The sequence below is a fragment of the Lysinibacillus sp. VIII_CA genome, from assembly GCF_049943995.1.
Lineage (GTDB): Bacteria > Bacillota > Bacilli > Bacillales_A > Planococcaceae > Lysinibacillus > Lysinibacillus pinottii.
In genome coordinates this window covers 287,728-312,960 of record NZ_JBNFXM010000002.1, presented here as the reverse complement: position 1 = coordinate 312,960, position 25,233 = coordinate 287,728, and the positions used below count along the sequence as shown (strand labels likewise).

Below are 25,233 nucleotides of genomic sequence, written 5' to 3'. Positions count from 1 at the left end.
GTTCAGCCCTTTCTTTAGTTAAAGAACAATATGTCATCACGATAGTTTTGTTTTAAGTCGTCCTCCAAATATTTCAGGAATCGTTCTAGGACAACGGAAGCTTCTGCACGAGATAGCGGCTTATTTGGATTAAAACGTCCGGCAGAATCGCCAATCATCAATCCAAGCTCATTGGCGATATAGATACCATCTCTTGCATAGTTCGGAATTTGATTGTCATCAGTAAATTTCGTTAAATAGCCAGGATTCGGCGCTCTATTTTCTAGTCCTAAGGCACGAACAAAGATAGTAGCAGCCTGTGCTCTTGTGATAGCACCATCAGGCATGAAATAATCGGCAGAAACCCCTTTAATGATTCCTTTATTTAAGGCTGATTCAATATAGGAATAGTCTTTAGTCGATCTTTTTAAATCCTTAAAGACACTTGCAGTAGGAGCCTTTCTTGATTTCTTCTCTTCAAACACGCGTAAGTCAACTGCTTTACCAATAGCTGTAGTAAAATCAATACGTTTCATTGGCGTTTTAGGTGAGAAGAAATTGCTTGAATCCGAATAAATACCTAGAGAATAAAGTTTTTCAATTGCTTCTTTCGCATAATGGTTTGTTAAATCCCGGAATTTAGGAATAATAAGGCGTTCAATAGTTGGCATATATTCTGTATCTAAATCTAGTGTGCCTTTTTGTCCTGAAGCTAAATTATAAGTGTATTCCGATATAACATCCTTTTCACTGACAACAGCATATCCACCTTCGAAGCTGCCTAAAGTACCTAGATTCTCCTCGTAATTCAAGACACGTGATTTACTTGTAGATACACGATTTTTCACATGGCTTGTCTTACCATCACTAAATGTATAAACAGACTCTGAAATTTGTGTTTCAGTTGCACCCCAAAAGTTTTCATAGCCTGCATGTCTGCTATCAGTTTCAATTGTAATCGTGTTTTTAACCGCATTTTTCCCTTTGCCAGTTTCATAAGCATAGGTCTTTCTCGAAATTACATTTCCCGAGTAATAATCAGAAGCTGCGCGATTATCTGTAACAGTTCCTTGGGAAAATTGATAATCGACTAAAGAATAAGTAATCGATCCGATAGTAATTTTTTCAGTATATTTCTTAACCTCTCCATTAGAAGTTTTCTGACCAATACTTGCATAATCCACAACATCTGACTCATAGGCAATGTTTCTTGTTAATGTAGCGCCATTGTTGCCAGTTAACTTCATACTATACGTTTCAGTTAGTTTGCCCTTGGATTCTTTTTGTGAAATTTTAATATCTTTGCTTGTTCCTTTAAAAATAACAGGTGACCCTGAAAGAAATATCGCTTCCTCATATGTATATTCATTTTTCACGGCACCCGTTGTTTCTAATGAAGCAGCAGAAGCACTGAATGGCGTAATCGAATTAATGACAAAAATAGCCAGAACGACTAACACTAATTTTGACCAATGTTTTTGCATGCGTTTATCCTCTCTTTCACTGTACATAAAGTGAATCATGATGCTAACTTTAAACTCTAAAACAAAAATCTGCTTATCCTTCGAAAGTATTGACAATTTTAGCCTATAAGCCTAAGCGAAGAATTCTTTTTAATCAGGAATACATCGCCTTTTTTGCTAATACTGTTCGCATTAGACTCGCAGATTTTTTAATTTGTTATTTACATTAATCTACTAAAATAAAATGTCCCTTCACAAAGCGATCCGATAATACAACTAAACGATCCGATGGCTGTAAATCAGAGGCCTGAATCACTTTGCCTGCTTTTATCAGTGTCGCTTGATCAATATTCATATTAATCATCTCACCTGCTTCATACCAACGGCCATTTTGCCATTGACTAACACTCTTAACGTTAATGACAGCAGGGTACGTTGATTTCACAGATTGCAACTTCCCTGTAAGCATTAATGGTGCAACAGGCTTCGCATTATCTAAAATGTGAAGTGCTTGTACATGGCCATCCTTCACATAGAAGTAACCATAACGGCCCTCGGATAAATAAAGTTCAATATCAGGCATAACACTATAGGTTCTATTTCCGTCATCAACTTTTGCCTTTGTTGAATTACTTACAGAAAGTACAGTACGATCCGTTTTCTTGAAAACATTGGATTCAATTTTCATAGCATCATCAATTTCAATCAGATATCCATCAGCTTGAGATAATCGTCCATAATATAATTCATGACCAGCTAAGTTTGGTGACATAAAGCTATCACTCGTCACTTGCACTACCTGTGCATAATGATCACGGGCAGCACCATCTGCAATCACAAATGCAGTACCATAAGCCATAAGCCCCGTTGGTTCAATTAAACGTCCATTACGAATTAAAATAGTTCCGTTATGGAAATACATTGAACCCGCTGTTTTAAGCTTTAACAGTTTGTAATCTGTATCCACAGATAGCATTGGTTCATAATAAGTGCGTTCATTGTTTTTTAATACTACAATTTTCTCTATAACTTCTTTTCCAAATTGTTTTACAGTCGCGTAGTATGCTTCACTACCAATATAATTTTTAAGTTGACCTTTCTCTACTTTAGTATTTCCAACATATATTGGCACCTTGGAAGTAAAAGGCATCGTTGAAAGGTCTGTAGTAATTTTAGAGCCAAACTGCCAGTTAACAAAAGCATGTTGATTTTTGACAGTTAATTTATTGGCATTAGGGTTTACCGCTTGTATTTCGCCTTTATATAGGTTTTCTACTAGAGTACCCGTTTCACTTATCGCTATTTTAGTAACGATAGAAGTATTTTTATTCTTCAAGCTCAATTTAATTCGATCTCCAACATACAGTGCACTGATATCTGTTGCTGATGAGCTTTTTTGATAAACGGTTTCTTTATTTATATAATAGATAGATTCTGCACCAACATCTGGTTTTACCATAATAAATAATCCATTAGGATCAATACTCGTTACAACACCAGCAATTGTTGTACTGTTGCCTCCAGTCGATGGAACATTCGTTTCTGTTGGTAAATTTGATTTCCCTCGTAGTTCCACCACACTTCTTAAAGAAATGTCAGCTTCCACTTCCATACCCAGTTTAAAACCTTCTATAGTTGTGGACGTATTATTAATAAATAATCGAGTGTTCTTATTGATATTGTAGGTTACAGTACGCCCTCGATCATTTTGCAATGTCACTTTACTAAGCTGCTTTTCTATCGTGCCATCTGGTTTTGTATATTCTGAATATGTTACATCGACAAAGGTACCAGTCACTAGTTGGGCTGCCTTAGCTGTTTGGTTAAAGGAAAAAACTAGAACCATTAGTAACATAATCGATAGTATGTATGAATACTTTTTCAAAACTGCTGCCTCCTTGCTAAAATTTAGTCATGAATAGTATATCGTATTATTGGTAGTTTTTCTCATTCATAAAGTTACAATTTCTATCGCTACCCGTTAATTTTTAAAAGTAGAGGTAGCTTTCAATTAAAGCTACCTTTCCTGCTCAGACCTGAACATCAATTGTATGTCCAGCTGTCGGATGTGGAGCATCTAACATTTCAACTAATTGTTCTGTGTTTTGCTGTTGCATCTCCATCGCTTGTTTTGTTACAGCTAAAGATACATTTTGCATAAGTGTTGCTTGATTCATTGCCATCGATAAAGCTGCTATATCCATACAGTCCACCTCCTATCTACCTTATCGGTCAAATATTTAATTTCTCAAGTATATTCTCCAACTTTCTCTCCATACCTTATACAAAAATAAAAAGCATCTACAGTCCTAATCAATAGAACCAATAGATGCTTTTTTTTACATTCTATTTTCGATAGTTCGCCAAGCCTCTTCAAAACCAAGGCCTGATTCTGAAGAAAAGACAATAAGTGGATCATTTTTTTCCATCTCCAATGTCTCTTTGACAATTTTTTTATGCTTATCCCATTTACCTTTTGGAATTTTATCTGCCTTTGTTGCAATCACAATGCAAGGAATATTATAATGCTTTAAAAAATCATACATCATGCGATCATCTGCCGTTGGAGGATGACGCAAATCAACAATTTGTACAACTGCTTTTAATTCTTGGCGCCCTGTAAAGTAACGCTCAATCATTTTTCCCCACGCTTCACGCTCTGATTTCGAAACCTTAGCATAACCATAACCTGGAACGTCTACAAAAAATAATTGTTCTTCGATTTTATAGAAGTTAAGTGTTTGTGTCTTACCTGGTTTTGACGAAATACGCGCTAAAGCTTTACGTCCGATCATTCGATTAATGAAGGAAGATTTCCCTACATTTGAACGACCAGCTAATGCAAATTCTGGCAGTCCATCTTCTGGATATTGGTCTGGTCTTACCGCACTAATGACCATTTCGACATTATGGACTTTCATTTTTCTAAATACCTCCGTCCAGTGCATAGGCTAATACTTCATCTGCCGATGACACTAGTTTAAATGTAAGTTGCTCACGGACACTGTCAGGAATATCTTCTATATCGCGTTCATTATCCTTTGGACAAATAATAGTCGTTAATCCTGCACGATGAGCACTTAATGTTTTTTCTTTCAAACCACCTATAGGCAGTACTCGACCACGTAATGTGATCTCGCCTGTCATCCCTACTTCCCTGCGAATCGGTCGGTTAAGAATTGCAGAGACAATGGCTGTTGCCATTGTAATACCTGCAGATGGTCCATCTTTAGGGACAGCACCTTCTGGAACATGAATATGAATATCATGTGTATCAAAATATTCTGGATCTACTTGAAGCTGCTCCATTTTTGTTCGAACATAGGATAAAGCAGTTTGAGCTGATTCCTTCATGACATCTCCCAGCTTACCTGTTAGTTGCAATTTGCCTTTTCCAGGGGTTAAGGATACTTCAATTTGTAACGTGTCGCCACCAACTGTTGTGTAAGCAAGACCAGTTGCAACCCCTACTTGATTTTCCTTTTCAGCCTGTCCATAACGGAAACGGTGTTTACCAAGCAATTCTTGTAAGGATTTTGAGCTAACCGTCACTCGTTTTTTCTCACCAGAGACAATTATTTTGGCAATTTTACGACATAGCGTAGCAATTTGACGTTCTAAACCACGTACCCCAGCCTCACGTGTATAATAACGTATTATATCAATTACTGCTTCATCTTTAATAACAACTTGTGTCTTTTTCAAACCGTGTTCTTTCAATTGCTTAGGAATTAAATGATTATTTGTAATTTGCGCTTTTTCAATTTCTGTATAGCCCGCTATAGAAATTACTTCCATACGATCTAACAATGGCCCTGGAATACTACTTAAATCATTGGCAGTGGCAATAAATAGGACATTAGATAAATCATATGTTTCCTCGATATAGTGATCACTAAATGTATTGTTTTGCGCAGGGTCTAAAACTTCTAGCATTGCTGCTGCAGGATCTCCTCTGAAGTCATTAGACATTTTATCAATTTCATCTAATAAAAATACCGGGTTAATGGTACCAGCCTTTTTCATTCCTTGGATAATACGACCTGGCATAGCCCCGACATACGTACGACGGTGCCCACGAATTTCAGATTCATCACGAACCCCACCTAATGAAATACGAATAAATTTACGATCTAAGCTTTCCGCGATGGAGCGAGCTAATGAAGTTTTCCCCACCCCTGGTGGTCCCGCTAAGCAAAGTATTGGGCCACGAAGTGAATTTTTCAACTGACGTACAGCTAAATATTCAAGAACCCTTTCTTTAACTTTTTCTAAGCCAGCATGATCACGATTCAAAATGTTCTCAGCATGATCGATACTCATACGATCCTCAGTTGCATTTGTCCAAGGTAATGAAATGAGCCAATCGATGTAATTTCGGATAACGCCACTCTCGGCACTAGCACTTGGAATTTTTTCATATCTATCTAATTCTTTTAGTGCCACTTCTTTTGTCGACTCTGGCATCCCAGACTCATCAATGGATTTTCGTAACTCGGCTACTTCACCCGTTTTTCCTTCACGATCGCCAAGCTCTGTTTGGATAGCCTTCATCTGTTCACGTAAATAGTACTCTTTTTGCGTGCGCTCCATCGATTGCTTTACTTTTGAATTAATCTTCTTTTCCAGATCGAGTACTTCTTGCTCATCATGCAAACGAATAATTAAGTGATCTAGTCGTTTTTTTACATTTAGCATTTCCAATACTTCTTGCTTATCTGCAATTTTAAAAGGCAAATGTGATGCAATAATATCTGCTAAACGTCCAGGTTCCTCAATATCTGCAACAGTGTTGATGGTTTCGGTTGTTATTTTATTAGAAGATTTGGCATATTTTTCAAAATACGTTAAGAGTGTACGCATTAAAGCTTGCGTTTCCACATCCTTATCCAACAAATCCTCTTTTACATCAATATCAACCAATGTATAATTTTCTAGCGCATGATAGTTTTTCCAAGAAGCACGCGCAACTCCTTCAACTAAAATTCGCAACGTACCATTTGGTAATTTTAACATTTGTTTGACATAAGCCATTGTACCAATCGCATATAAATCTTGTTCTTCTGGCTGTTCATCGTGCATTTCCTTTTGTGTTACCAATAAAATCATCTGGTCCTCTAACATTGCCTGTTCTAGCGCCGCTACAGAACGATTTCTACCCACATCAATATGTAACACCATCGATGGGAATACTAAAAGTCCACGTAAAGGTAATAATGGTACATTTGTTGTTTTTTGTATAGTTACCATGCGGGTATTCACCTCCGTCAAAATTTTCATGTTCAATTCCCGCGCTACTAGTATGTGTTTAAAAAACTGATTCACACTAGTTATTGAAACGAGCCAAAAATTTCTACAAGTCAGTTGGCCAATATGTAAGAATGAATAAAAAGCTGACTGTCGATATGTGCGAACATTGCACAATCGAAGTCAGCTAATTACTCTTTATCTCATAACGGTAGACAGCCAATTCTATACGCTATGCTGAAGTTTTTGTGTCGCTACCTTCATCGAGTTCAGTGCCATCTTCAAGAAGCAATTTCGGTTTTTCTTTATCCGTAATTGTTTTTGCAGTAATGATACATTTTTTTACGTCTTCACGTGAAGGCAGTTCGTACATTACATCAAGCATCGTTGACTCAATTATTGAACGAAGACCACGTGCACCTGTTTTACGCTCGATTGCTTCCTTCGCAATTTCCGCAAGCGCACCTTCATCAAACTCAAGCTCAACACCGTCTAGTTCAAGCATTTTCTGATATTGCTTAGCTAGTGCATTTTTAGGCTCCGTCAAAATTTGTACAAGTGCAGCTTCATTTAATTGCTCTAGGCTAGCTAGTACTGGTAATCGACCAATGAACTCTGGTATTAGACCAAATTTCAGTAAATCCTCAGGAATCAGCTTAGACATGATAGAACCTTCATCTACGTCCACTATATTCGGATCTGATCCAAATCCAATTATTTTTTCACCTTGGCGACGTTTAATGATGGATTCAATACCATCGAATGCTCCACCTACAATGAATAGAATATTGGTTGTATCGATTTGTAAAAACTCTTGATGAGGATGTTTTCGGCCACCTTGTGGTGGAACACTTGCAACAGTTCCTTCTAAAATTTTAAGAAGTGCTTGTTGAACACCTTCGCCAGAAACATCACGTGTAATGGATGGGTTTTCTGACTTACGTGCAACTTTATCAATTTCATCAATATAGATAATACCTTTTTCAGCGCGTTCGATATCATAATCTGCTGATTGGATTAGCTTTAATAAAATATTTTCAACGTCCTCACCAACATATCCTGCTTCAGTTAATGAAGTAGCATCCGCGATGGCGAATGGAACATTTAATATACGTGCTAACGTTTGAGCTAATAAAGTTTTACCGCTACCAGTTGGGCCGATTAACACAATGTTCGATTTTGCCAATTCTACATCATCAATTTTACTGTTTGTATTGATGCGTTTATAGTGATTATAAACCGCAACTGCTAATGCTTTTTTAGCACGCTCTTGTCCAATTACATACTCATCTAAAATCGTTAGAATCTCTTTTGGTTTTGGAATATCTTGAAATTCGATTTCCTCTTCTACACCTAGTTCCTCAACAACGATTTCTGAACAAAGCTCAATACACTCATCACAAATATACACACCAGGACCTGCTACTAATTTACGTACTTGTTCTTGTGGTTTTCCACAGAATGAGCATTTTAAATTGCCTTTTTCATCATTAAATTTGAACAATATGTTTCACCCCTATTCAAGCAACAATCTTACAAGATTATTGAACCTTTATCAAATAAATTGTCTGCATCATTCACGCCTTCGCATTCATGCAAGTAGATTATAACGTCATGTTGTTTACTTCCTTCGCCGTCTGCAGCATATTTTTCAGGAACCCATTTGCGTAACCTTTCGTTACCTAAGGTCTCGGTTCTTCACTACTGACACATAAGATTCAAGCTGTCATCAACTACTGATTTCTCGATCAGCTACATAGCTTTTTATTTATAAATCTACTACATTCATCTACAAAGGCTTTGTTCATTCGAAGATATGTTGATTGTTAATGTCCTTATGATCTTACAGAATGAAGTTAAATGAGCTTCGTGTAAAAATAAAAACAATACTATGTATGTGAAGTGTAAAGTGAGTCGTACTAAACTTTAAGGGGACTGATTTTTAGTTGATGTGATAAAACAAGGCACGGTTTAATGCCGTACCTTGTTTTTTTTAGCTATCTAATTACATAAAATCTTATTCAGTAATTTTAGCGTTTTCTACTAAAAACTCAACTGTTTTTTGGATTTTGATGTCGTTTTCAAGTACTGCCGTACCACCTAAAGCACCTGTGATTTGCTCTTTAGTCATGTTGAATTGAGCAGCCATTTTTTCTAATTCTGCTTCAATATCAGCTTCAGTTGCTTCAATTTTTTCAGCTTCAGCAATCGCTTCTAGTGTTAAAGATACACGTACACGGCTTTCTGCTTCTTCTTTCATTTGACCACGTAAATCTTCTTCTGATTGACCAGAGAATTGGTAGTATAAATCTAAGTTCATACCTTGTGTTTGTAGACGTTGGCCAAACTCTTGTAACATACGATCAGTTTCAGAGTTAATCATACCTGCTGGTACTTCAAACTCAGCATTTTCAGAAGCTTTTTCTACTAGCTCATCACGAAGAGCTGCATCAGATTCAGCTACCTTTTGTGCTGCAGTTTGTTCTTTAATTTTAGCGCGTAAAGCTTCTACGCTTTCCACTTCTGAATCTAATTCTTTTGCGAATTCATCATTTAATTCAGGAAGAACTTTTGTTTTAACTTCTTTCACTGTTACTTTGAAAGTAGCTTCTTTACCTGCTAATTCAGCCGCATGGTATTCTTCTGGGAATGTAACAACTACATCTTTAGATTCGCCAGCTTTCACACCAGTTAATTGCTCTTCAAAACCAGGAATGAAAGAACCTGAACCGATTTCTAGTGGATAGTCTTCACCTTTACCACCTTCAAAAGCTTCGTCACCTACGAAACCTTCGAAATCGATTACTGCTGTATCGCCTTCAACGATTGCTTCATCTTCTTTAATTTCTAGTTCAGCTTTACGAGCTAATTGCTCTTGAATTTGAGCATCTACTTCTTCATCAGTTACTTCAACTGGAAGCTTAGCTACTTCTAGACCTTTGTAGTCACCTAGTTTTGGTTCTGGTTTAACTGTTACTTGTGCAGTGAATGAGAAATCTTGACCATGTACAAAGTTTTCTGTACCTGCGATTTCTGGGTAATCAACTGGCATAATTCCAGCTTCATCGATTGCCTTTGCATAAGAATCAGGAACGATAATTTCTAATGCATCTTGGTATAAAGATTCGATACCAAAACGTTGTTCGAACATTTTACGAGGCATTTTACCTTTACGGAAACCTGGTACATTAATTTGTTTTACAACTTTTTTGAACGCTTGGTCCATTGCTGCATCTACTTCTGCAGCTGGTACTTCAATTGTAAGAGTACCGATATTACCTTCTTGTTTTTCCCATTTTGCTGACATGTATAAATACCTCCAAATAAATAATCAAGTTTAGGATGTTAGACAATTCATTCGTAACTACGATTTTGACAACCATTTTAGTATAACATAGATGTGTATAGTTTCAACTTTTTTCATGCCTAATGTAGTTCTGTTAGCTTTTCTAACATTTGTAAAAAGTCTACGATTTCATCATCCATTTCTTTCACATTTCCTAGCATTGATGATACAAAATCTATATAACTATAGGCTACATCCTCTGCCACAAAAGGATGCCATTCAAAGGGAAATGTGACAATAGCATGTTTCGCCATTAAATATTGTACCATTTCTAACGTCGTTGGGTCTTGTGCCAACTTATCTTCAATTATATTTTTTATTTCACCATATTGTGGTAATTGATTAGGTAACGATAGTTGTGCTGGGTTTATCGTTTTTGAATGCCCTAATTTCGAAACCATAATATCCATTGAAACTTCCTGTTCAACTAATAAGATTAAAGCCAAGCTCTGGACAAAAGGATGAACGGTCGAACTTTCAATAATTTCTTGCAATGCCGTTTTTAATTGCCTTACATTGGTATCCATCAGACGATGTAATTTTATAGATTGCTCATTGGCTGTTAGTGCACTGAATTTTTCTAGTTCATATTCCTGCTCCTCAATAAACTGTTGCACATTTTCTTTTTTTTCAAGATTTTTAGATACTTCTCTATTAAGGTTTTTTAATCGTTCAAATTTCTCCACTTGATCACTTGGCAGTACGCTTTCCTCAAGGAGGGTTGTGATTAACGTCTCTACTTGATGGTATTCCTTCAGCTGCATACAAATTGTAATGTACAATTCCATGACTTCCACATACATGGTTGTCCCCATGGCAAAAAGCTGTTCACAAACACCTTTCGCTTTGTCATAATCCTTTAACTCGTATAGAGCAAAGGCATAAGCACTAAGTGCAAATTCATCACCCGTTTCATATATAAAGGCCTTTTCAAAACTTGCAATAGCTTTCTCATATTGATAATTTTCTGCAAACATATGCCCTTCACGTATTAATGTTTGGACAGCTCCTGGAAAAACAACAATATTGTCATGTTTAATGACATGACGCTTACGTTTTGTCATTCCCCTCACCTCCTCCGTTCTATTTTTCTTTTCAATTATTTACTAAAAATATCCACAAGTTTCTTATTTTTTACAAAAATAATTGTTTTTACATTCATATTTTGTAATAAAATGTATTATAATTACATTAGTCGAAAATCTATTACAACTTGCAGACTTTCTACACGGTTGTCTGCATCCAGAAAATCAAGTTCTTAACAAGGAGTGGAATACATGCAATTACTAGATACAATCACAGAATTTGACCATTGTATCTCACCTGCATTCGAGGCATTATCGATTAAAGTCATTTCATTTTCTACAGCGGACGGACCTACTCAAGATAGTCCGATTGAATTTGAATTTTTAACACGTACAAAAATTGATGTTTACACGCAAGAGGCTAGCACTTATCTTTTACGTATTCTTGGAACAATCCCCGGTTCTATTGCAATTGGACATCAAAATGAAACTCTTTCTATAATTCCTCAAAGAGTAAATATTGAATGTAATGACAAACTGTTACATGTTGACAAAAAAGATATGCATCAAATTTTACAACATCCTGAGCCGAATCGTCATTACAGTGAATGGCTTATTGATGCTATAAAAAATACCAATATTCTCGTTGAGCTGAAGACAAACCAACACTCACTGATTGAGTGGCCAATCGGTATAAAGTCAGCCGCCATAATATAGGTAGAGATAGACATACTTCATCGGTATGTCTTTTTTTGTTACTCCTATTTAAGCATTTCCATTTTGTTGCGTTTCTATCATAACAACTTTCTATAGCTTCTGGAAATAATATTATAGCAACTCTCAACATTAAAGTATTTGTATACTTACCGTCCATCAGGATTGCAAATTGGTCGATTTGCTTAAAAAAAGAGCTATAATAATAGAACAATCCTTATGATGGAGGCACATTTAAATATGAATTTAAAAGAAACACTACAATCTTTTTCTACCATGACACTGCATGAACGTCAGGCAATGATGAAGGACAAAGGAGAATGGCTCTTACAGGAAATGATGATTCATATTGGCTCAACTGATGCTGAATTGCGCGATCATTTAATTTATCGTACGTTTATTAATTTACTGAGTGATAATTTATTAAGCACACAACAATTACAATTTTTATTTGAAACAGCAACTAGTGATAACTCCTTATATTTACATATCGGAGAAGCGCCAACAGACAGTGTCTTTACTAGGTCATTCTCTGCATTGCTTATTGCAGGTTTGCTTGCAAAGGATGCCGAGATGCTTGTTTTAAAGGACGATGAGTTGCAACCGTTTTTTAAAAAAATTGGACGTTATCTATTATTAGAGCAAGATACAAGAGGTTACGTACAGGATAAAGGATGGGCACATAGTATTTCACATGGAGCTGATTTAGCCGCCATGACCATTAAACACCCAAAATTCGATTTGCAATATGCTCCGTCCATTTTACATGCACTAAAGCTTGCCACTTGGAAAGGTACAGTCTATGTTAACGATGAAGAAGAGCGATTAATTAACATCGTAGATGCTTTATTACAACAAAATTACTCGGAGGAAGCTTTGATTGAATTTGTTGAACAAGCCTTTGACAAATTTGAAATGCATTTAATGACTCAAGGTTATAACGAAAGCTTTTTTAGTGGGCGTACTTGTACATTAAACTTCATGAAGACTTTATATTTTTCTTTAAAAATGAATAATAAAGCCCCTCAATTACAAAATACAATTTATGGACAAGTAGCCAAATGGCTAAAGCTTGGTGACTGACTAAAAAATGCTGATTCAATACGTTTCTTTCTCAAAAACATGAAAAATTTCTACCATACTAGCAAACTAAGACTTTTCTTAGTTTGCTTTTTGTTTTTCAAACAGAATATGAATATGTAAATTTATGTATAATCAAGAAAACTATTTGTTATATTAACATAATTAATAACACTCCCCATTTATTCCCTTTTCAATCATTCCTTTCATTGATAGTTCATCCTAATGTTTCCATACAAAGACTCTTTAGCTACTCCTTTTATATAAAAAAGGCAAATAAAAAACATTATTATGCCCGATGAGATACTGATTTTATTACAAAACAGCGTCCAAAATGTGAAATGCAATTTTTCATAAAAAAAACTATTTACTTAGTTAAACATGAAGAATCCAGTGTTTTCAACGTTTCCACAGTGTTTAATGAACAAAACCTTAAAATACCAATACTAAAATAACGATTTTTGTTCAAAAAATGTTCAAATTCAATGTATCTTTACTATCTTTTTCATAACAAAATTATGTTTTTTCTTAAAAACAGGGCGTATAATCCAATGTGCAAACAACGACAAGATGTGACAATCGTTATAGACATGTACGTATGTGAAACGATTGCACAAATCATTGATTTTGCTAACGCTTGCATTAGACCAATCAACTTCAAGATTTATGTTTCATATTGAACCATGCCATTGTAAATTCTTAAGTTGTTGATTGGTACGCCAAGATAAAAGAGGTGACCTCAGTATCCACTATTTATAAATGTGAACTGACAAAAAACACATGAATTTTATGAATAGCCGTTCTATAGAAAGGAGTCAAACATGAAGAAAAAATTAAGTTTAATGTTTGTAGCATTGGGTGCTCTTGCACTTCTTTCTGGATGTGAGCCATTAACAGTGTTCAATCCTAAAGGGCCAAATGCCGAAACATTATCAAACACAATTATTTTATCCATTATTACAATGGCCTTTATATTACTAGTCGTGTATGTGCTTTTAGCCTTTATGCTAACTAAATATCGTGCATCTAAAACAGCTGCTGATTATGAGCCACCTCATGAAGAGGGTAGCCATCTTCTAGAAATCACATGGACAGTAATTCCAATTATTATTGTTGCATTCTTGGCCGTTGTAACTGTAAGAACAACATCTACTGTAGAGGCTCAGCCAGCAGGATATGACGATAAAGAACCTTTAGTAATTTATGCTTCATCATCAAACTGGAAATGGCATTTTAGTTACCCTGAAGAAGGTGTTGAAACAGTTAACTATGTCAACATTCCAGTGGATCGTCCAATTGAGTTTAAATTATACTCATTTGGTCCGATCACAAGTTTCTGGATTCCTCAATTAGCAGGTCAAAAATATGCCATGAGTGATATGTTAACAACCATTCACCTTGCTGCAGATGAGGTGGGTTCATTCATGGGACGTAACTCTAACTTCAATGGACGCGGATTTGCAGAAATGGAATTTGAAGCACAATCTATGACACAAGAAGACTTCGACAAATGGGTAGCTGATGTTAAAGCAAAAGAAAAACCATTAACAGAAGAAAAATTTGATGAGCTTTTAAAGGCTGAGCATGTTGGTCGCCAAAGCTTCTCATCTACACACTTAGAATTCAGCCCTGCCCCAATGGAACATGGTAAAAACATGAAAATGGGTGACATGGATCATGGTGACATGTCTGAAGAAGATATGAATAATGAACATTCAGGTCATTAATTTACATTTAACTTGAACGAGTAGAATATTAATTTTTAATTTTGAAAGGAGCGCATCCAATGAGTATGGAAGAATTATTCCATCCAATGCAAGAACCGATGATTTTAGCGGCAGCTATTAGTATCGTAGTTGGAGCAGTCGTTATCGTAGCTGGCCTTACTTATTTCAAAAAATGGGGCTATTTCTACAAAAACTGGCTATCAACTGTTGACCATAAAAAAATCGGGATTATGTATATCGCTGTAGCATTATTAATGCTATTCCGCGGTGGTATCGATGCACTGTTAATGCGTGCACAAACAGCAGTTCCGGATAACGGACTTCTTGATGCACAACATTATAATGAGATTTTTACAACACACGGTTTATTAATGATTTTATTTATGGCTATGCCATTTGTTATTGGTTTAATGAACATTGTCATCCCCCTTCAAATCGGTGCACGTGACGTTGCTTTCCCACGTCTAAATGCTGTCAGCTTTTGGTTATTTGCAGCAGGTGCGGGTTTATTAAACTTATCATTCATTATCGGTGGTTCGCCAGATGCTGGTTGGACAGCCTACTTCCCACTTGCAAGTACGGATTTTAGTCCGACTGTAGGGAATAACTATTATTCTTTAGCACTTCAATTATCAGGTATTGGTACATTGATGACAGGTGTTAACTTCATCACGACCATTATTAAAATGCGTGCACCTGGTATGAAATTAATGAAAATGCCAATGTTTACGTGGTCGATTTTAATTACAAACGTAATTATTGTATTCGCATTCCCAGTATTAACTGTAGCGCTTGCTCTTATGATGTTAGACCGTCAATTCGGTACAAAATTCTTTGCTATGCAAGACGGCGGTATGGATATGCTTTGGGCCAACCTATTCTGGGTTTGGGGACATCCTGAAGTTTATATCGTTATTCTACCTGCTTTCGGTATTTTCTCAGAAATCATTGCAACATTTGCACGTAAAAACTTGTATGGTTATAAATCAATGGTTATGAGTATGGTTGTCATTTCTTTACTATCATTCTTAGTTTGGGCTCACCACTTCTATACAATGGGTCACGGGGTAATGGTAAACAGCGTATTCTCTATTACGACAATGGCAATCGCCGTTCCTACTGGTGTTAAAATATTTAACTGGCTACTGACGATGAGGCACGGGAAAATTCAATTTACAACACCGATGCTTTATGCACTTGGCTTTATTCCAATCTTCACAATTGGTGGGGTTACAGGGGTAATGTTAGCGATGGCAAGTGCTGACTATCAATATCATAATACGATGTTCCTAGTTGCCCACTTCCACTACGTTTTAATTCCAGGTACAGTATTCGGTGTACTTGCAGGTTATCACTACTGGTGGCCAAAAATGTTCGGTTTCCGTTTAAATGAAAAATTAGGGAAAACTGCGTTCTGGTTTATTGCAATCAGCTTCAATGTAACATTCTTCCCATTATTCATTTTAGGTTTAGATGGCTATGCTCGTCGTATGTACACTTACTCAGAATCAACAGGCTATGGACCATTGAACATGTTATCATTCGTTGGTGCTTTAGGACTTGCAGTCGGCTTTGCGTTGATCGTTTATAATATCTACTACAGCTGGAAACATATGCCTCGCAATGAAAAGGCAGATGTATGGGATGGTCGTACACTTGAATGGGCTACTCATTCTCCAGTACCAGAATACAACTTTGCAGTAGTTCCAACTGTTACTCGCTTAGATGAGTTCTGGTTCGCGAAAAAAGAAGGTCGCGATATTACAGCAGGTAAAATTGAAAAAATTCACATGCCAAATAATACAGGCACACCATTCTGGATGAGTGGATTCTTCTTCCTTGCAGCATTCTTCGCTGTATTTAATCTATGGGTTCCAGCCATCATTAGTATGCTTGGTGTATTTGGCTTCATGATCCATCGTTCTTTCGAAAAAGACCATGGTCGTTATATTTCAGTTGAGGAAGTTATGGCAACTGAGAAAAGCTTGAGAGGTGATAAATAATATGAAAATCGATTCTTCACTTCCATTAGAATATAGTACAGAGGAAAATCGCCTAAAAATCTTTGGTTTCTGGATATTCCTTGGCGCCGAGATCGTGTTATTTGCCACATTGTTTACTGTGTATTTCACACTTCACACACGGACAGGTAATGGCCCGAATGGTGCCGAAATCTTTGAGTTAACACCAGTACTATGGGAAACATTCTTATTATTAACAAGTAGTTTCACCATTGGTCTGGGTGTTCATGCAATGCGTATTGGTCGTAAAAAGGCAATGATGACTTTCTTCATCATTACCCTTTTACTTGGACTAGGTTTCTTAGCTATTGAGATTGATGAGTTCATCACTTATGTACATGAAGGTGCGACAATTCAAACAAGCGCATTCTTGTCATCATTAATGACTTTACTTGGAACACACGGTGCCCACGTAACATTTGGTTTCTTCTGGGGACTAGCTATCATTATCCAAGTAGCTAAACGTGGTTTAAATCCACAAACAGCGAACAAAGCGTTTATCTTCTCATTGTACTGGCATTTCCTAGACGTTGTTTGGATTTTCATCTTCAGCTTCGTCTATTTGAAAGGACTGATTAGCTGATGAAGGAATTATTCCCAAAACAACATGTCATGGGCTTCGGCTTCTCACTATTACTGACACTTGTCGCTTTAGCCGTTGTAACCTTTGATATGAGTTATAAAATGGCATTCGCTATTTTACTTGTCACTGCCCTTGCACAAGCAACTGTACAATTAGTGTTATTTATGCACATCGGTGAATCTGAAGATAAGAAAACGTTATATACAACGATTTTATATTCAGTATTTGTAGGTGTTGTAACAATCATTGGTACATTGTTCGCCATGATCTGGGGTTACTAAGTAATTAATTTCATTTAGATATTTTCGAGCTTGTTGAAGAAAAGCTCCTCTAAAAGCTGTCACGGCCTTTCGCATTATTCGATTGGTCAGTGACAGCTTTTTTAATAATTTTCATGCTTGTCACTGGTCGTTGTTGCAAGATTATTGTTTTATTACTAAGGAATTAGATTCATTTTATAAAATAACGAAACTTTTCCTTTTCTTGGGCGTATACTAGTAGATAGTGTTTTTTACCAAGAATAGGAGATGAAAGTAATGAAGAAGATTTTTAAAGTATTAGCAGTTGGAACACTAGCATTAACGCTTGCTGCTTGTAATTCAAGTGCCACACCTACGAAAGACACAACCGAAAAAAGCAAACTCACTTTAGAACAAGTGTATGACAAAGCAGTGGATCGCCAGGCTGATATTAAAAGTGCTAGTGCTAATATGGACATGACACAGGTAACAAAGGTTGGAGCTGGCGAAGAGGCTATGGAATTCTCTATCAACTCTAAAATGGAAATGGACATTATCGTTGATCCACTTGCTATGCATTTATCAGGCTCAATGTCAATGCCAGATATGATGAGTGAAGGCCAAGAAACAACGGACATGCCTATTGAAATGTATATGAAAAAAGACGCTGGCCTTTTCATGAAAGATGTGACTACAGACAGTTGGTTAAAACTTCCTGATGAGAATTTTGATGCTATTTTAGATCAAACGGCTGCTTCTGCTGATGCAAAGGAACAGTTAGAACAACTTAAAAAGTTCATCAAAGATTTTACATTTGAACAAACTGATAAAGAATACGTCCTTACATTAGAAGCAAAAGGTGATAAATTTAAAGAGCTAATTGATTCTGAGATTAATAAATCAATGCAGGATATGGGATTAGAAGAAAACCCTATGGATCAACTAACAATTGAAAAAATCAACTATGTGCTACACATCGATAAAAAGACTTTCGATACAAACAAAATGGATATGAATTTTGATTTGAAAATGGCAGTAGAAGGTGATGAATTGTTAATGAATACAAAATCAGTCGTTACTTATACTGATTTCAATCACCTTAAAACAATTGATATTCCTCAAAACATAGTAGATAACGCACAAACAATCGAATAAAAAACAAACCTGCTTGTATATAGATGACAAGCAGGTTTGTTGTGTTATTATCCATATAAATATGACGAAGATTTCCGTAAAATTATCGAACGATTAATACATCACAATGAGCATGACGTACTACTTTTTCTGCTACAGACCCTAGCATCATTTTTTCCATTCGATTTAACCCTGTTGCTCCACATACAATCAAATCAACATTCGTAAGCTGTGTCAAAATCCCCTTTGGCGAACCCGTTTCTACAACTGACTCTACGCTTTGAACACCGGTCTGAACCACTTGCTCTTCCAAGCTTGCCATTTTGCTCTTGTTTTCTTTCTTCAATTCCTCTGCATATTTTAAATCATAGGCTGACACCGCACCAAAAGATTTTGTATCAATCACATTCACTAGTTGCAAAGTAGCATTGTGTTGCATCGCTAATTGACTCGCTCTTTCTAAAGCCTTCAATGATTGTTCTGAGAAATCAATTGCTACTGCGATTTTTAGATAATTAGCCATATTAGTCCTCTCCCTTCAACATGGCATTCCATGTTTTCACAAATATTATATCATAACGGTGTTCTGTATAGTTTATCGTCATCGGGTTGTGGATTGCCACGTCCATCCGTATTATTGCTGATAAAGTACAAATAGCTATCATCCATAAAGACATCTCGTATTCTTCCGAAATCTGATAATAGTACATCTTGTTTATGCTTGCTCATATCAAATGTTAGCACCGCTGTCCCCCTTAGTGCCGCAACATATAATCGATCATTCACTACGGTTATGCCAGAGGGTGCCCACGTTTTTGATGGGCCTGAAGTAAATAGAGGTGTAACCATTCGTTGCTGTTTGTCTGTTCCCTCCATGAGCGGCCAACCATAATTCTTCCCTTTTTCAATCACGTTGATTTCGTCATTTGCTGCATTGCCATGTTCGCTTGCGTACATCGTACCATCCGTTGCCCATGCTAATCCCTGCGGATTTCGATGCCCATAGCTATACACATAAGAACGAGGAAAGGGATTGTCATTCGGTATGGAACCGTCCAAATTGAGACGTAAAATTTTTCCTTCCAACGCATCTAAATCCTGTGCTAATGATGGCTGGGTGGCATCGCCCACAGTAACATACAATTTGCTATCGGGACCTATTTTTAAACGTCCACCATGATGATATGTACCACTCTGTATTCGATCAATTAGGAGATCCGTTTCCTGCCACTTATTATCGATTAACGTTAATGTCACAACCCGATTAAATTGCGCTGATTCCTCTTCATACGTATAGTACGCATAAGCAATATATGTTGTTGTAAAATCAGGAGCTAACACAAATCCTAGGAGACCTGCTTCTGGAGCTGACGACAAATCCTTCTTTAATAAAACCTGTTGTCTTTCAACTACATCTTCCGTAATCTTCACAATATTCCCTGGTCTTTCTGCTACATATAACGCTGTATCACTCTTTTCAATAGACCATGGTGTATGTAATTGCTCTGCTATTACTTCAACGTTTGGAGTGACTTTTAAGGGTTCCTCTTGTATGACCTTCCGTTCATCCTTCCCCTCTGTAGATGTACAGCCCAAACATAGAAAAATGACTAGCAGTAAAAACGGAATCATTCGCCTCATTTTGTTTCCTCCTTTTCTGTCATAAAAATAATACTATTTTTTGAAATAGAAAAAGACGTCGCCCTAGACGTCTCTTTTACTTACTTTTATACTTTCGAACATAATTATTTCACCAAATGTTTTTGTGTGCTCTAGCACTTTAAGATAAGCTTCTTTTCGATGGATGAGTCGTTCTTGTCGTAATTTTAGATAGGAATAATAAAAGTCATCTATAGCTATTTTATCCATAAACTCACCTCTTATAGTAGTTGTCTGCTACCACTATTATAAGGTTGGTAAATTCTTACGACAATTCTATTTTCTATTTTTGATTATAAGTTCCCAAAAATGGAAGGATAAAAGACATAAGAACGCTCGAAAGAATATACATATTTATCTAATTAGTTGATAAAAAAAGGCAGTACTTTTTCTTCTACAACTTGTTCACCCGCCTGAATCCATCTACTTTTATCATGAATATGCCCATCCTTATCAAGCGGTGTCTGGAACTGGCTAGCACCTGTAGCATCCAGTAGAGAACCTTCATCATAATCTAAACCAACGTTAGCAACATGTTTAATGACAAACGGCTTTTGAAATCGAATTTGGGCATCTTCATTGTCTAATTCCCCTGCTGTTACGATAAAGGGCACGCGTAAATATATTGTTTCGCCGCCGCCTCTCCATAGTACCGCGTCGAAGCTCCCTTTATGATACTCCCAATTCCCACCAATTGTAAAACCGCGATGAATAATATGATCTCGCAAATAACCATAGCCTATCTCTTTTCCAACTATTTTTGAATCAAACTGTAGCATGTTGAAACCTCCTCCTTTCACTTGATAAAAGTCTATCCTAAAAAGAGGAATTACAAACTATTTAAAGGAACTCAGATTGTTCAATTTAAAACATATTTAGCGGCTTCTACATATTCTGTAACAGCTTTGCGGCAGTTGGCACCAGTCTTTCAAAGACATTATTGAATATTATAATCCTCCCTATAATTCCAATATATAGAAATAAATAAAAAGGTGATTAATACGTTAATCACCTGACGTTCCATAATCCTTGATGGTTATGGAAACTTCACATTTTATAGCTGCTTCACTAAATATTTTATCCCAATCCTTTTTTATCTTTTCCCACTCTTTTGGATACTTTATTCTTAATTTATTGCCGAATCCTGCAACATCTGTTTGATATTCCTGTTGCAGCTTTTCCGACGTTTTCATCACTAATCGTTGAATTTCTTCCTCAATTGTTTTCTCTGCTTTTTTTAAAAATTTATTATTAAATGCTTTGTCTGACAGTACCCAATGTTCAGCAATTCTTCCTTCCGATTGAATGTTCACTGTAAATGAAATACGATCATCATCTATTTTTGGTATGATTTTACTTTTCATAGACATTATTTCATAAACGATAGGTGAATCCGATTCTTTATCAAACCCCTTCACTAACCCCCCTTCCCCTTTCCCCGTGATCCATGCAATGCCCCCTAAGTCGTTTTCATCCAGAAAGCCTCGAAGTTTTTTAGTTTTCCCATCAATGACAGCAGCACCTACAAATTTTACTTCTCCATCTTCTGAAACGACGTTTTGTAATAAAAAGCTTGAATCAGAATATAATTTCCCCTCTAATTTTGCAATGGTCATAGGTGGCAAAATTTTGGTTGTTCTTTCATTCCCCTCCATCATCTCTACCAATTGAAAGGCAGGAATTTTCGTTGGTTCATTTGTTTCAAGTGTCTCACTTGCCCGCCCCTGAGCAATAAGAAGCAATCCGCTTGGCCGTATCTCCAGCTCTCTTAGAAAAAAGTCCAACAGCTGTTGCAGGTTAATGGTGCTGGCAAGTTCTTCGCCAATAATGGTAACCTTGGAATGCTCCGCGAATGAATGTTTGTCAGACTTTAATAGCATATTTCGTAATGTAGGCAAAACAACATCCCCTGTTTCAGAAACATTTTTATATGCCTTTTCTCGTAATGTTCCATCTTTCATTCCTGTAACAGTTGTCTCAGAAGTGACCATTTGATTCGTAACGGTGAGTAACGTTCTATTAGCATATTTAGCCTCTTTTTGTTCCTCAGTGGTAGCCTCTTCTGTTGCTAAATCTAATGAGGTACCAACAATCAATCCTAAATCCTCAATCTCTTTACTACTCCAGCAACCAGTAAGTAGGAGAGATACAATCATTACTAGAGAAATACGTAAAAATGGATAGAGTTTCTTCATGTTTTATCGCCCTTCAATTTTGATATAAGGAGTAAGGTTACGGGTAGTGCACCAAATAAAAATAAAGCAGCATGACCGAGCTTATCGCCAAATTTAAAAAGGTCATTTATATTTTTGGGTGTCATCGCGATAATATAAATAATCGGTAATAATCCATATAGAAAAGGGTGCATACTTTTTTTAAAAAGCTGAGCTAACCCTAGAGCGGCAGCATAATAGGTAATGGTAAAGGTGGCGAAAATTTGCATAATCCATATAACAAGTAAAAATGATTCAAAGCGTTCGAAAATTAATCCTGGAATTTCAAAACTCCGCATGAGTTCGATTGTTGGCCATGTTCTTGTCATGACCCCTTCGATGGAAAGAGCGCCAATCACCATTACAACAGTAATAACATAAAAAAGTAATGGAATCGCTATGCCCACTAAGACGACTTTGACTGCTTTCTTTTTATCAGATGGGTACATAAATGCCACTAAGAGCAACATAATCTCAGGACCTAGAAACGCTAATGTTGCCGTTTTTATTCCTTTCAGCATCGGAACGACTCCCAGCCCTAAAACTGGTCGAAGATTATCGATTTCAAAGATTCCTAAGCTTAAAAAAGCGACAAGTAAGAAAATCACAAAGGTAATGGGAAATATAATTTCGAATAAACGACCGATCGAATTAATTCCACCACTCACCAAATAGAGCCCCACCCATAAGAAAGGTAGAATAATAGCCCATGTGGGTGTTCCCTCCAATAAAAAGAGGGAGGTTACTTCAGCCATTATTCGAACCTCAAAAGCAGAAATCGTAAAGAAATAAGTAATGACAAGTGCACTAATCAACCATCCTAGCCATTTTCCAACAATATCTTGATTGTATTGATAAAATGTCTTGTCTGGATATTGTTGACTTAGCTTGACGATAATCACTCCAGCAATCATGGCGATAAGACCACCTAAAAAAACACTAATCCAAACATCTGGCGTTTTTACCTTCTCTACCGAGGCACGAGGCAAGGTGAGGATGCCAGTTGCAAGAATATAATTAATAATAATGACCATTGTTTGGGACGTCGTAATGTTATCTTTTGGACTGGTAATCATGGCTACTGCTTTCCTTTCCTCGTATTTCCCCTTTACGAACAGAATCTTTTGGCTGTAATAATTTTGGTCGGCGTTTCATCATCATTAATGGCATACGTACCATAAAATCTTTCCAATCCCCTGCTCTATATGGGACAGTCGGACTAACATAAGGAACACCAAAACTCTTCAGCTTTACTAAATGACTGCCCAGGAAAAGGAAAAATAGAATGACCCCGTAAAGACCAAATATGGCAGCAAAAAACATAGCAACAAATCGTAGCATTCGTAATGTAATCCCTGCGTTATATTGAGGGATAGCAAAGGACGAAATAGCGGTTAAAGCAACGACGATAACCATAATCGGACTTACAATTCCAGCCTGTACAGCTGCTTCTCCAATAACAAGACCCCCGACGATACCCATTGTGGGACCGATCGGCTTGGGCAAACGAAGTCCAGCTTCTCGTAAAATTTCGATGGCTACCTCCATAATAAGCGCCTCGATTAACGCTGGAAATGGAACTCCTTCCCTTGTGGACATCATGGACAGTGCTAGCTTAGTTGGGATTAATCCCTGATGGAACGACACAAAAGCAATATACATGGATGGACCAAAAAGTGTTATCGCAGCAGCCAAGTATCGTAGAAGCCGAATGAGCGAACTTGCAAACCAGCGTTCATAATAATCTTCCGGAGATTGTAGTAGCATATTAATTGTAACTGGTACAATTAAAGCAAATGGTGTGCCATCTAATATAATGGCAACCCGCCCCTCCATTAATGCCCCATATACTCGATCAGGACGCTCCGTGTTCTGCACTTGTGTAAAAGGGCTCAGAAAATTATCTTCAATTAACTGCTCTATATAGCCCGATTCTAATAGGTTATCAAGGTCGATTGTTTGTATCCGATTTTTTACTTCATCCACCAACTCCGGATCCACTATCTCATCCATATAGGCAATGACTAACTCTTTTTTTACCCTCTTCCCCACTTTCATCTGAATGATAGATAATTGCTGATTTTCACCTTGCTGTCTTAGAAGAGCTGTATTGTCACTTAATCTTTCTGTAAAGCCTACCCTTGGCCCTCTAACAACCGCTTCTGAAATAGGCTCCTCTATATTACGCGTCTTGCCATTTATCGTACAAAGTAATAAAGCATTAGGCATACCATCTACAAATAAAGCTGTATAACCTATTAATACCTTACTTACTATTCCTTGCATCGTTGATTCTTCTAGTACATCCCCGATAGGTATATTATTTTTCATGAGGTTCTGCATGTTGCCGTTTTCTGTTAAAGCAGTGGCGGATGTGTCCGAAAAACGCTCCATCATCGAAGTCAAAATATGCTCTTCGATTTGCCCTTTATCTGCTAGACCTTCAAGATAAACAATAGCCGCACGAATATGAGTATTTCCTATGTGAAATTCTCTAAAGTGGGCATCCCAATTATGCCCAAGTTCTTGTTTTATTCGTTCAAAATCTTTGATAAAATCACCCGTTAGTGAGGCAACTGTTTCTTGGCTAGATGGCTGATCTACTTCCTTTTGATTCGTGTATTCTTTCATGTCGATCTTGCCATTATTCTTTTTTTCAAGTATTAAACCATTAAATAATTTGAAAATCAAAAATGGAATAACGAATGCTAAAAAACCCTGCATAAAAACTTGCCATTGTGGTATATAGGATATTACCCTTTCCCACATGATGATCACCCTCTTTACCAATCCACAAGGAATT

22 protein-coding genes are annotated in these 25,233 nt (G+C 36.8%); 7 read left to right on the top strand and 15 right to left on the bottom strand.

Features of this window, described 5'->3' with window-relative positions; all coding sequences use genetic code 11:
* Window positions 1-14: 14 nt before the first annotated feature.
* From ACP3VS_RS04790 to ACP3VS_RS04755, 8 genes are all read right to left on the bottom strand, one after another.
* The gene (locus ACP3VS_RS04790) at window positions 15-1,463 is read right to left on the bottom strand and encodes an S-layer homology domain-containing protein (protein ID WP_031419312.1); all 1,449 of its coding nucleotides are present in this window, start codon (window positions 1,461-1,463) and stop codon (window positions 15-17) included.
* A gap of 205 nt (window positions 1,464-1,668) precedes the next feature.
* Window positions 1,669-3,327, bottom strand: coding sequence for a hypothetical protein (locus ACP3VS_RS04785; protein ID WP_036162259.1), 1,659 nt, complete (start codon window positions 3,325-3,327; stop codon window positions 1,669-1,671).
* A 145-nt stretch (window positions 3,328-3,472) separates the two neighbouring features.
* On the bottom strand, window positions 3,473-3,646 hold the full coding sequence (locus tag ACP3VS_RS04780; RefSeq protein WP_012295488.1) for a YjfB family protein: 174 nt from the start codon (window positions 3,644-3,646) through the stop codon (window positions 3,473-3,475).
* A 135-nt stretch (window positions 3,647-3,781) separates the two neighbouring features.
* A complete protein-coding gene (gene yihA / locus ACP3VS_RS04775; protein WP_031419314.1) occupies window positions 3,782-4,363 on the bottom strand; it encodes a ribosome biogenesis GTP-binding protein YihA/YsxC in 582 nt (193 codons plus the stop codon).
* Between the two features lie 4 nt (window positions 4,364-4,367).
* Window positions 4,368-6,692 carry an endopeptidase La gene (lon, locus tag ACP3VS_RS04770; RefSeq protein WP_197225094.1) on the bottom strand — a complete coding sequence of 775 codons (2,325 nt, stop codon included), beginning with the start codon at window positions 6,690-6,692 and terminating at the stop codon, window positions 4,368-4,370.
* 229 nt (window positions 6,693-6,921) lie between these two features.
* Complete coding sequence (gene clpX, locus ACP3VS_RS04765) at window positions 6,922-8,193, bottom strand: ATP-dependent protease ATP-binding subunit ClpX (RefSeq protein WP_008180649.1); 1,272 nt, start codon at window positions 8,191-8,193, stop codon at window positions 6,922-6,924.
* 513 nt (window positions 8,194-8,706) lie between these two features.
* A complete protein-coding gene (gene tig / locus ACP3VS_RS04760; protein ID WP_012295491.1) occupies window positions 8,707-9,996 on the bottom strand; it encodes a trigger factor in 1,290 nt (429 codons plus the stop codon).
* Between the two features lie 119 nt (window positions 9,997-10,115).
* Window positions 10,116-11,099, bottom strand: coding sequence for a DUF3196 family protein (locus ACP3VS_RS04755; protein ID WP_031419319.1), 984 nt, complete (start codon window positions 11,097-11,099; stop codon window positions 10,116-10,118).
* A gap of 213 nt (window positions 11,100-11,312) precedes the next feature.
* Between ACP3VS_RS04755 and ACP3VS_RS04750 the strand changes: the two genes are divergently transcribed.
* The 7 genes from ACP3VS_RS04750 (at window position 11,313) to ACP3VS_RS04720 (ending at window position 18,579) form a co-directional block, all read left to right on the top strand.
* Window positions 11,313-11,777 carry a hypothetical protein gene (locus ACP3VS_RS04750; RefSeq protein ID WP_426388422.1) on the top strand — a complete coding sequence of 155 codons (465 nt, stop codon included), beginning with the start codon at window positions 11,313-11,315 and terminating at the stop codon, window positions 11,775-11,777.
* 237 nt (window positions 11,778-12,014) lie between these two features.
* Window positions 12,015-12,857 carry a DUF2785 domain-containing protein gene (locus ACP3VS_RS04745; RefSeq protein ID WP_200990568.1) on the top strand — a complete coding sequence of 281 codons (843 nt, stop codon included), beginning with the start codon at window positions 12,015-12,017 and terminating at the stop codon, window positions 12,855-12,857.
* Between the two features lie 818 nt (window positions 12,858-13,675).
* Window positions 13,676-14,581 carry a cytochrome aa3 quinol oxidase subunit II gene (gene qoxA, locus ACP3VS_RS04740; RefSeq protein ID WP_012295495.1) on the top strand — a complete coding sequence of 302 codons (906 nt, stop codon included), beginning with the start codon at window positions 13,676-13,678 and terminating at the stop codon, window positions 14,579-14,581.
* Window positions 14,582-14,640: 59 nt separating this feature from the next.
* Window positions 14,641-16,584, top strand: a complete 1,944-nt coding sequence (qoxB, locus tag ACP3VS_RS04735) for a cytochrome aa3 quinol oxidase subunit I (protein ID WP_031419321.1) — start codon at window positions 14,641-14,643, stop codon at window positions 16,582-16,584.
* Between the two features lies 1 nt (window position 16,585).
* Window positions 16,586-17,185, top strand: a complete 600-nt coding sequence (gene qoxC, locus ACP3VS_RS04730; protein WP_012295498.1) for a cytochrome aa3 quinol oxidase subunit III — start codon at window positions 16,586-16,588, stop codon at window positions 17,183-17,185.
* The gene (gene qoxD, locus ACP3VS_RS04725) at window positions 17,185-17,466 is read left to right on the top strand and encodes a cytochrome aa3 quinol oxidase subunit IV (protein WP_012295499.1); all 282 of its coding nucleotides are present in this window, start codon (window positions 17,185-17,187) and stop codon (window positions 17,464-17,466) included. The genes qoxC and qoxD overlap by 1 nt, the downstream gene beginning before the upstream one ends.
* Before the next feature lie 255 nt (window positions 17,467-17,721).
* Window positions 17,722-18,579 (top strand): DUF6612 family protein, encoded by an 858-nt coding sequence (locus ACP3VS_RS04720; RefSeq protein WP_031419322.1) that lies wholly within the window; start codon window positions 17,722-17,724, stop codon window positions 18,577-18,579.
* 82 nt (window positions 18,580-18,661) lie between these two features.
* Here the strand turns inward: ACP3VS_RS04720 and ACP3VS_RS04715 are convergent, their stop codons facing one another.
* The 7 genes from ACP3VS_RS04715 to ACP3VS_RS04685 form a co-directional block, all read right to left on the bottom strand.
* Window positions 18,662-19,081 (bottom strand): universal stress protein, encoded by a 420-nt coding sequence (locus ACP3VS_RS04715; protein ID WP_012295501.1) that lies wholly within the window; start codon window positions 19,079-19,081, stop codon window positions 18,662-18,664.
* 50 nt (window positions 19,082-19,131) lie between these two features.
* Window positions 19,132-20,199, bottom strand: coding sequence for a PQQ-dependent sugar dehydrogenase (locus ACP3VS_RS04710; RefSeq protein WP_031419323.1), 1,068 nt, complete (start codon window positions 20,197-20,199; stop codon window positions 19,132-19,134).
* Window positions 20,200-20,262: 63 nt separating this feature from the next.
* Window positions 20,263-20,427 carry a hypothetical protein gene (locus ACP3VS_RS04705; protein WP_012295503.1) on the bottom strand — a complete coding sequence of 55 codons (165 nt, stop codon included), beginning with the start codon at window positions 20,425-20,427 and terminating at the stop codon, window positions 20,263-20,265.
* A gap of 152 nt (window positions 20,428-20,579) precedes the next feature.
* Window positions 20,580-20,996, bottom strand: a complete 417-nt coding sequence (locus tag ACP3VS_RS04700; RefSeq protein ID WP_031419325.1) for a YugN family protein — start codon at window positions 20,994-20,996, stop codon at window positions 20,580-20,582.
* A 225-nt stretch (window positions 20,997-21,221) separates the two neighbouring features.
* A complete protein-coding gene (locus ACP3VS_RS04695; protein WP_281487005.1) occupies window positions 21,222-22,412 on the bottom strand; it encodes a Ger(x)C family spore germination protein in 1,191 nt (396 codons plus the stop codon).
* Window positions 22,409-23,506: a spore germination protein gene (locus ACP3VS_RS04690; protein ID WP_426388421.1), complete on the bottom strand. Its 1,098-nt coding sequence runs from the start codon at window positions 23,504-23,506 to the stop codon at window positions 22,409-22,411. Before ACP3VS_RS04690 ends, ACP3VS_RS04695 begins: the two co-directional genes overlap by 4 nt.
* Window positions 23,484-25,154 carry a spore germination protein gene (locus ACP3VS_RS04685; protein ID WP_420029649.1) on the bottom strand — a complete coding sequence of 557 codons (1,671 nt, stop codon included), beginning with the start codon at window positions 25,152-25,154 and terminating at the stop codon, window positions 23,484-23,486. Before ACP3VS_RS04685 ends, ACP3VS_RS04690 begins: the two co-directional genes overlap by 23 nt.
* Window positions 25,155-25,233: the final 79 nt, after the last annotated feature.

What these genes read in the sequence shown, in the direction of transcription:
- ACP3VS_RS04695 (WP_281487005.1), bottom strand. Translation starts at nt 22,412, where the DNA reads ATGAAGAAACTCTATCCATTTTTACGTATTTCTCTAGTAATGATTGTA.
- ACP3VS_RS04755 (WP_031419319.1), bottom strand. Translation starts at nt 11,099, where the DNA reads ATGACAAAACGTAAGCGTCATGTCATTAAACATGACAATATTGTTGTT.
- ACP3VS_RS04790 (WP_031419312.1), bottom strand. Translation starts at nt 1,463, where the DNA reads ATGCAAAAACATTGGTCAAAATTAGTGTTAGTCGTTCTGGCTATTTTT.
- yihA (WP_031419314.1), bottom strand. Translation starts at nt 4,363, where the DNA reads ATGAAAGTCCATAATGTCGAAATGGTCATTAGTGCGGTAAGACCAGAC.
- ACP3VS_RS04685 (WP_420029649.1), bottom strand. Translation starts at nt 25,154, where the DNA reads ATGCAGGGTTTTTTAGCATTCGTTATTCCATTTTTGATTTTCAAATTA.
- qoxC (WP_012295498.1), top strand. Translation starts at nt 16,586, where the DNA reads ATGAAAATCGATTCTTCACTTCCATTAGAATATAGTACAGAGGAAAAT.
- qoxA (WP_012295495.1), top strand. Translation starts at nt 13,676, where the DNA reads ATGAAGAAAAAATTAAGTTTAATGTTTGTAGCATTGGGTGCTCTTGCA.
- qoxB (WP_031419321.1), top strand. Translation starts at nt 14,641, where the DNA reads ATGAGTATGGAAGAATTATTCCATCCAATGCAAGAACCGATGATTTTA.
- qoxD (WP_012295499.1), top strand. Translation starts at nt 17,185, where the DNA reads ATGAAGGAATTATTCCCAAAACAACATGTCATGGGCTTCGGCTTCTCA.
- ACP3VS_RS04720 (WP_031419322.1), top strand. Translation starts at nt 17,722, where the DNA reads ATGAAGAAGATTTTTAAAGTATTAGCAGTTGGAACACTAGCATTAACG.
- tig (WP_012295491.1), bottom strand. Translation starts at nt 9,996, where the DNA reads ATGTCAGCAAAATGGGAAAAACAAGAAGGTAATATCGGTACTCTTACA.
- ACP3VS_RS04700 (WP_031419325.1), bottom strand. Translation starts at nt 20,996, where the DNA reads ATGCTACAGTTTGATTCAAAAATAGTTGGAAAAGAGATAGGCTATGGT.
- ACP3VS_RS04780 (WP_012295488.1), bottom strand. Translation starts at nt 3,646, where the DNA reads ATGGATATAGCAGCTTTATCGATGGCAATGAATCAAGCAACACTTATG.
- ACP3VS_RS04745 (WP_200990568.1), top strand. Translation starts at nt 12,015, where the DNA reads ATGAATTTAAAAGAAACACTACAATCTTTTTCTACCATGACACTGCAT.
- ACP3VS_RS04750 (WP_426388422.1), top strand. Translation starts at nt 11,313, where the DNA reads ATGCAATTACTAGATACAATCACAGAATTTGACCATTGTATCTCACCT.
- ACP3VS_RS04690 (WP_426388421.1), bottom strand. Translation starts at nt 23,506, where the DNA reads ATGATTACCAGTCCAAAAGATAACATTACGACGTCCCAAACAATGGTC.
- ACP3VS_RS04705 (WP_012295503.1), bottom strand. Translation starts at nt 20,427, where the DNA reads ATGGATAAAATAGCTATAGATGACTTTTATTATTCCTATCTAAAATTA.
- lon (WP_197225094.1), bottom strand. Translation starts at nt 6,692, where the DNA reads ATGGTAACTATACAAAAAACAACAAATGTACCATTATTACCTTTACGT.
- ACP3VS_RS04710 (WP_031419323.1), bottom strand. Translation starts at nt 20,199, where the DNA reads ATGAGGCGAATGATTCCGTTTTTACTGCTAGTCATTTTTCTATGTTTG.
- ACP3VS_RS04715 (WP_012295501.1), bottom strand. Translation starts at nt 19,081, where the DNA reads ATGGCTAATTATCTAAAAATCGCAGTAGCAATTGATTTCTCAGAACAA.